The following is a 6,549-nucleotide window of genomic DNA, read 5'->3' on the forward strand; positions in this document are numbered from 1 at the left end:
AATTTACGGGCTTTTAACGTTTGCCCGAACCCAGTCCACGACGAGCTCCTGCTCGCAAGGACATGGCACTGCCAGGACGATTGGTATTGCTGCGGGGTGCGGCAGCGGGTTTGACTGCTGCAAATTTTTGAACGCCGCGTGGAGTAGCCGAAGCTTTTTTCTCCTGGGTGGTGCTGCGTTCAGCTTTCATTTCGGCACGGCGAGCACGTTCTGTGCTGCGCGTACGCTGGACACCCGTAGCGGCCAGTTTTTTGGGCGTGTACGGTTCCGAAGACTTGCGTACCGCACGGGTTGGTTTTTCAGGCGCTCCCACAACAGGGGGGCGTTCAATATTGGGTCTGTAGATGGTCAGGATTTTGCCCAGATGGTGAATAGGGGCGGCATCCAGTGCATCGCAGATTTGTTCTAATATGGTCAGACGGGCCTGACGGTCATCACCGGCCACACGGATCTTGATGAGCTGGTGAGCCTGAAGGTGTACGGTGATTTCTTTCAGCACCGCGTCGGTCAGGCCATTGTCTCCAATCAGGACAACTGGGCGCAAAGCGTGAGCAGCAGCACGAAGGTCGCTGCGCTCATGAGGTGTAAGGTTGAGTTTTGGCATAAAGAGATTGTACGGGAATGGCCAAGAAAAAATTCTCTAAAGAGTGGGTTCAGCAGCATATAAATGACCCTTACGTCAAATTGGCGCAACAAAAAGGGTATCGCGCGCGTGCGGCCTTCAAACTCAGTGAAATATTGGATCTGGAGAAGATTCAGGTTCAGGGCAAGGTGGTGGTGGACCTTGGGTCTACGCCGGGTAGCTGGTCGCAACTGATACGTGAACGTATGGTTGGGCCCGGCGGTGTGCTCAATGGACGCATTATCGCACTGGATATATTGGAAATGGAACCAATTGCTGGTGTGGAGTTCATGCTGGGCGATTTTCGCGAGGACGAGGTGCTGGAACAATTGCAGGCCTCTTTAAAAGGTTCTGCAGTAGACCTTGTGATTTCGGATATGGCCCCCAACTTGTCTGGTGTGGCATCGGCAGATTCCGCCCGTATCCAGCATTTATGCGAGCTGGCACAGGAATTTGCCCTGCAGCATCTGACCGATGAGGGTGTGCTGATTGTCAAAGCCTTCCATGGCAGCGGGTTTTCGCAGATCGTGGAATCTTTCAAGCAGAATTTTGTCAGAGTCGTCGAGCGTAAACCCAAGGCATCGCGCGATAAGTCCGCCGAGACCTTTCTCGTTGCCCGAGGTTTAAAGGGCAGGTAATTTATGACTTGCCGGTCTTTGAATCGGGTAGAATGAACTATGTATGGCGCTTGTTCAGGTATGTGTAAGCATATCGGGCAAGTTATCGCAATCGCAGGAGATTGGCTTTGAACAATTCGTTTTCCAAAGTCGCGATCTGGATGGTTATTGCGCTGGTGCTGTTTACTGTTTTCAAGCAGTTTGACGGCCGGCCACCAGCCACTGATGGCGTCACTTACACACAATTCATGAATGATGCTCGCTCCGGTCGCATCAGTAAGGTGGATATTCAGGGCGATACCCTGCATGTCACACCGGACTCTGGCCGTAGCTACACGCTGACTTCGCCTGGCGATCTGTGGATGGTGCCCGAGCTGGTTAAGTCCGGCGTGCAGGTTTCTGGCAAGGCCCGCGAGGAGCCTTCGTTCCTGACCAGCCTGTTCATCTCCTGGTTCCCCATGCTGCTTCTGATTGGCGTGTGGGTGTTTTTCATGCGCCAGATGCAAGGCGGTGGCAAGGGTGGGGCATTTAGCTTCGGTAAATCGCGTGCGCGTTTGCTGGACGAGAATACCAACCCTGTTACCTTCGCCGATGTTGCCGGTTGCGATGAAGCCAAGGAAGACGTACAGGAACTGGTGGACTTCCTGCGTGATCCCACTCGCTTTCAGCGTCTGGGCGGCCGCATCCCCCGCGGTATCCTGATGGTCGGTTCGCCTGGTACAGGTAAAACCTTGCTGGCTCGTGCCATTGCTGGCGAAGCCAAAGTGCCGTTCTTCAGTATTTCGGGTTCCGATTTCGTAGAAATGTTTGTGGGTGTGGGCGCATCGCGAGTTCGCGATATGTTCGAGACTGCCAAGAAACAGTCGCCGTGCATCATCTTTATCGACGAAATTGACGCCGTGGGCCGTCAGCGTGGTGCTGGCCTGGGCGGTGGTAACGACGAGCGCGAACAAACACTGAACCAATTGCTGGTCGAGATGGACGGTTTTGAAACCGGCCAGGGCGTACTGGTTATTGCTGCGACTAACCGTCCTGACGTGCTGGACCCAGCCTTGCTGCGTCCCGGTCGTTTTGACCGTCAAGTGGTGGTGGGTCTGCCCGACATCCGTGGTCGCGAACAAATTCTGAAAGTTCACATGCGTAAGGTGCCTTTGGCTCCTAACGTGGATGCGACTGTGCTGGCTCGTGGTACGCCCGGTTTCTCCGGCGCGGATCTGGCCAACCTGGTTAACGAGTCTGCTCTGTTTGCAGCGCGCCGTAATGGTCGCACCGTGGATATGCAGGACTTTGAACGCGCCAAGGACAAAATCATCATGGGTGCAGAACGCCGCACCATGATCATGCCCGAGGAAGAGCGTCGTAATACTGCTTACCACGAAGCTGGTCACGCTTTGGTTGCTTGCATGCTGCCCAAGACCGACCCGGTTCACAAAGTCACCATCATTCCACGTGGTCGTGCTTTGGGTGTCACCATGCAATTGCCGGAAGGCGATCGCTACAGCATGGACAAAGAACGCCTGTTGAACATGATTGCCGTGTTGTTTGGTGGCCGTATCGCTGAAGAAGTGTTCATGAATCAAATGACCACTGGCGCTTCGAACGACTTTGAGCGTGCTACTCAGATTGCCCGTGACATCGTGACCCGCTACGGCATGACCGATTCGCTCGGCCCTGTGGTGTACGCTGAAAACGAAGGTGAAGTGTTCTTGGGCCGCAGTGTGACCAAGACCACCCACGTGTCCGAAGCCACCATGCAGAAAGTGGACTCCGAGATTCGCAAGATCATCGACGAGCAATACGCTGTTGCCCGCAAGCTGATCGAGGACAATAGCGACAAGATGCACGCTATGGCCAAGGCTTTGTTGGAATGGGAAACCATTGATGCCGACCAGATCGACGACATCATGAAGGGTTTGCCTCCACGTGCTCCTCACGTGCCTACCGGCAGCGACAACACACCCCCGGACGGCTCTACGCCTCCAGCTGCTGGTCCTAGCCCAGCTGACGATAAGGGTGCCGCGGCGACAACGCCTGTTGCTTAACTTACATAGGCCAAGCCTATTTTCATGAATTACCCTGAGTGGTCTTGTGGGCGCTTCCAGTTTGGGCTGGAGCGCCCTTTGGTTATGGGGATTGTGAATGTCACCCCAGACTCCTTTTATGACGGCAATACACACAATGACTTGCCCCGGGCGCTGGACCACGCCCGTCAACTAATCGCCGAAGGCGCAGACATTCTGGATATCGGGGGAGAATCAACTCGCCCTGGTGCCCAACCCGTTTCCCTGGACCAAGAGCTGGAGCGCGTCATTCCCTTGATTGAGGGTTTGCGTGACACTGGCGTAGCTTTGTCGGTGGATACATTCAAACCTGATGTCATGCGCGCCAGTCTTGCTGCTGGCGCCGACATGATCAATGACATCTACGCCTTGCGTATGCCGGGGGCTATTGAAGCGGTTAAAGACTCCAATTGCGGACTGTGCATCATGCATATGCAAGGAGAGCCTCGCACCATGCAAGAGCAGGTCCATTACGAAGATGTTGTCGCTGAAGTACGTCATTTTTTGCAACAACGATGTGAGGCCGTAGTCAGCGCAGGCATTCAATCCGAGCGTATCATGCTGGATCCCGGCTTTGGCTTCGGTAAAACGGCAGCACATAACTATCAGTTGCTACGTGATTTGCAGCAGGCGGCAGTCCCTGGTTACCCTTGGCTAATCGGCTTGTCGCGCAAATCCATGATTGGTCATGTCACGGGAAAACCCGCCAGTGAGCGTTTGATTGGCAGCCTATCGGCAGCCCTGGCCTGTGTGGCTCGGGGCGCAAAAATTGTCCGTGTCCATGATGTTGCCGCCATGCGCGAAGCACTGGACGTGTGGAATGCGGTTGAATGTGGAGTCTCTGAATGAGCGATCGTAAGTATTTCGGCACCGATGGTGTCCGCGGTGAAGTAGGTGGCCCAACCATTAATCCTGAATTTGCGCTGCGTCTGGGTTATGCGGCTGGACAGGTTCTGGCTGCTCAGCACGAAGGTACGGGCCGCCCTACGGTGGTGATTGGCAAGGACACACGCATTTCCGGATATATGCTGGAATCGGCGCTGGAAGCGGGCTTGTCGGCTGCCGGAATTGACGTATTGCTGGCTGGCCCCGTGCCTACGCCGGCTGTAGCGTACTTGACGCGTACCTTGCGCCTGACGGCCGGTATCGTGATTTCGGCTTCACATAACCCGTACTACGACAACGGTATCAAGTTCTTCTCCGCTCAAGGCACCAAACTGCCCGACGAGGTCGAGCTGAAAATTGAGAAAGCGATTGACCAGCCCATGCACTGGGTCAAGTCCGAGTCCTTGGGTCGTGCCCGACGCCTGGCTGACTCGGCTGGTCGTTATATCGAGTTTTGCAAAAGCGCCTTTCCCAATGATTTGAACCTGAATGGTCTGAAAATCGTGGTGGATGCGGCTCACGGCGCTGCCTACAACATCGCCCCACACGTATTCCGTGAGCTGGGTGCTGAGGTTATAGCTGTCGGTGTTCAACCCGATGGTTTCAATATCAATCAGGAAGTTGGTGCGACTTACCCCGAGAAATTGGCAGAAGAAGTGCGCAAGCACAGTGCCGATCTGGGTATTGCATTGGATGGCGATGCAGACCGTTTGCAGATGGTGGATGCTCAAGGTCGTATCTACAACGGGGACGAACTATTGTATCTAATTGTTGCTGATCACCTTCAGACTCAGCCGGTTAAAGGCGTGGTTGGCACGCTCATGACCAACCTGGGTTTTGAGAAGAAAATGCAGGAATTGGGCGTTGGTTTTGCACGAGCTAAAGTGGGCGACCGCTACGTGCTGGAACTGATGCAGCAAAACGGCTGGATTTTCGGTGGCGAGAGCTCTGGCCACCTGCTCTGTCTGGAATGGCACACCACAGGCGATGGCATTATTGCCGCCTTGCAGGTTCTGACCGCGCTGTGCCACAGCGGCAAGAGTTTGCCCCAGCTGATGGAAGGCTTGAAGATGTACCCGCAAATCATGGTCAACGTGCCCTTGGAAGCAGGGCAGGACTGGAAAAACCATGTGGGTTTGCAACAGGCTACCGAACAGGTTCAGCAGATGCTGGGCGATCGTGGACGGGTGTTAATTCGGGCATCAGGCACCGAACCCAAGTTGCGATTGATGGTAGAAGCAGAGACATCCGATCTAGCTCAAGCAGGCATTGATACCTTGCTTGCAGTGGATTTAATGAAATAGTAATGTGGCTATCAAATACCTGAAACATTGTTTGTGCATGATGCACAAAAGTGTTTGGAGTCATCACGATGCTAAATCTTGAGCGCGAACGTACTGAAGTAGATTGGGGAAATGCCTGGGCTGGCCATACCGTTGGGGGGCTGGCTTTGCGGCTGGCTCGTACTAACGAGGAACTCGAATGCTTGCAGCGTTTGCGTTTTCAGGTTTTCACCCAGGAAATGAATGCTGTCTTTCCAGATCAACATAATGGTCTGGATGTGGACCGCTTTGACCCTTGGTGCGAGCATTTCATGGTTACCGAGCCCGAAGAAAACCGGGTGATCGGTACCTACCGCTTGTTAACCCCGGAAAATGCGGAAAAAGCGGGCGGCTTTTATTCAGAGTCCGAGTTTGATATCAGTGCCTTGGATGCGCTGCGGCCCAGCTTGGTCGAGGTGGGGCGCTCCTGCATCCACCCCGATTACCGCACTGGTTCAGCCATCATGATGTTGTGGGGCGGAATTGCTGGCCTGACGCGCATTGGCGGTTATCGTTATCTGCTGGGCTGCGCCAGTGTCAGTCTGCGTGACGACGGCGTGACTGCTGCCGAAGTCTGGCGTGTGGCTCAAAAGTCCATGCAGGACAATAAGCACATCCCGCATGTTCAGCCTTTGAATCGCTATCCGGTCGAACGTTTGGGCAGCGATTTACCCGCCCGCATTCCACCCCTGATCAAAGGTTACCTGAAGCTGGGTGCCACGATTTGTGGCGAGCCTGCCTGGGACCCGGATTTCAATACGGCAGACTTCCCTGTACTGCTGGATTTGGAAGCAATGGACGAACGCTACAAACGTCACTTTGGCTTGGTCTAAGGATCTACGTCTAGCCTGACTCAGTCTGGCCCCGTCCGGTCTGAGTAGAGCACGCAAGTAAAAAAGAACCCCCGAAAGTTGGATAACTATCCAACTTTCGGGGGTTTTTTGTGTTTTGATCATTGCCGTGCCGCCGTGCCGCCGTGCCGCCGTGCCGCCGTGCCGCCGTGCCGCCGTGCCGCCGTGCCGCCGTGCCGCCGTGCCGCCGTG

At 54.8% G+C, this 6,549-nt stretch carries 6 protein-coding genes; 5 read left to right on the forward strand and 1 reads right to left on the reverse strand.

The features are described 5' to 3' along the window. Positions 1-13 precede the first annotated feature (13 nt). A complete protein-coding gene (locus AC1RSM_RS11745; protein WP_492932695.1) occupies positions 14-604 on the reverse strand; it encodes a YhbY family RNA-binding protein in 591 nt (196 codons plus the stop codon). Between the two features lie 17 nt (positions 605-621). Here AC1RSM_RS11745 and AC1RSM_RS11750 point away from each other — a divergent pair, with 17 nt between their 5' ends. From AC1RSM_RS11750 to AC1RSM_RS11770, 5 genes are all read left to right on the forward strand, one after another. Next, positions 622-1,260 (forward strand): RlmE family RNA methyltransferase, encoded by a 639-nt coding sequence (locus AC1RSM_RS11750; RefSeq protein ID WP_492932697.1) that lies wholly within the window; start codon positions 622-624, stop codon positions 1,258-1,260. Between the two features lie 107 nt (positions 1,261-1,367). After that, the gene (gene ftsH, locus AC1RSM_RS11755) at positions 1,368-3,281 is read left to right on the forward strand and encodes an ATP-dependent zinc metalloprotease FtsH (protein WP_492932699.1); all 1,914 of its coding nucleotides are present in this window, start codon (positions 1,368-1,370) and stop codon (positions 3,279-3,281) included. A gap of 24 nt (positions 3,282-3,305) precedes the next feature. Further along, positions 3,306-4,148 (forward strand): dihydropteroate synthase, encoded by an 843-nt coding sequence (folP, locus tag AC1RSM_RS11760; protein WP_492932701.1) that lies wholly within the window; start codon positions 3,306-3,308, stop codon positions 4,146-4,148. Next, complete coding sequence (gene glmM, locus AC1RSM_RS11765) at positions 4,145-5,488, forward strand: phosphoglucosamine mutase (RefSeq protein WP_492932703.1); 1,344 nt, start codon at positions 4,145-4,147, stop codon at positions 5,486-5,488. Before folP ends, glmM begins: the two co-directional genes overlap by 4 nt. Positions 5,489-5,556: 68 nt before the next feature. After that, positions 5,557-6,339 carry a GNAT family N-acetyltransferase gene (locus AC1RSM_RS11770; protein ID WP_492932705.1) on the forward strand — a complete coding sequence of 261 codons (783 nt, stop codon included), beginning with the start codon at positions 5,557-5,559 and terminating at the stop codon, positions 6,337-6,339. Positions 6,340-6,549 lie beyond the last annotated feature (210 nt).

It is taken from the genome of Alcaligenes sp. GW821-FHT11D07, from assembly GCF_058808495.1.

Bases quoted from the DNA above. Each gene is read 5' to 3' on its own strand.
- AC1RSM_RS11770 (WP_492932705.1), top strand. From the start codon at position 5,557: ATGCTAAATCTTGAGCGCGAACGTACTGAAGTAGATTGGGGAAATGCC.
- folP (WP_492932701.1), top strand. From the start codon at position 3,306: ATGAATTACCCTGAGTGGTCTTGTGGGCGCTTCCAGTTTGGGCTGGAG.
- glmM (WP_492932703.1), top strand. From the start codon at position 4,145: ATGAGCGATCGTAAGTATTTCGGCACCGATGGTGTCCGCGGTGAAGTA.
- AC1RSM_RS11745 (WP_492932695.1), bottom strand. From the start codon at position 604: ATGCCAAAACTCAACCTTACACCTCATGAGCGCAGCGACCTTCGTGCT.
- AC1RSM_RS11750 (WP_492932697.1), top strand. From the start codon at position 622: ATGGCCAAGAAAAAATTCTCTAAAGAGTGGGTTCAGCAGCATATAAAT.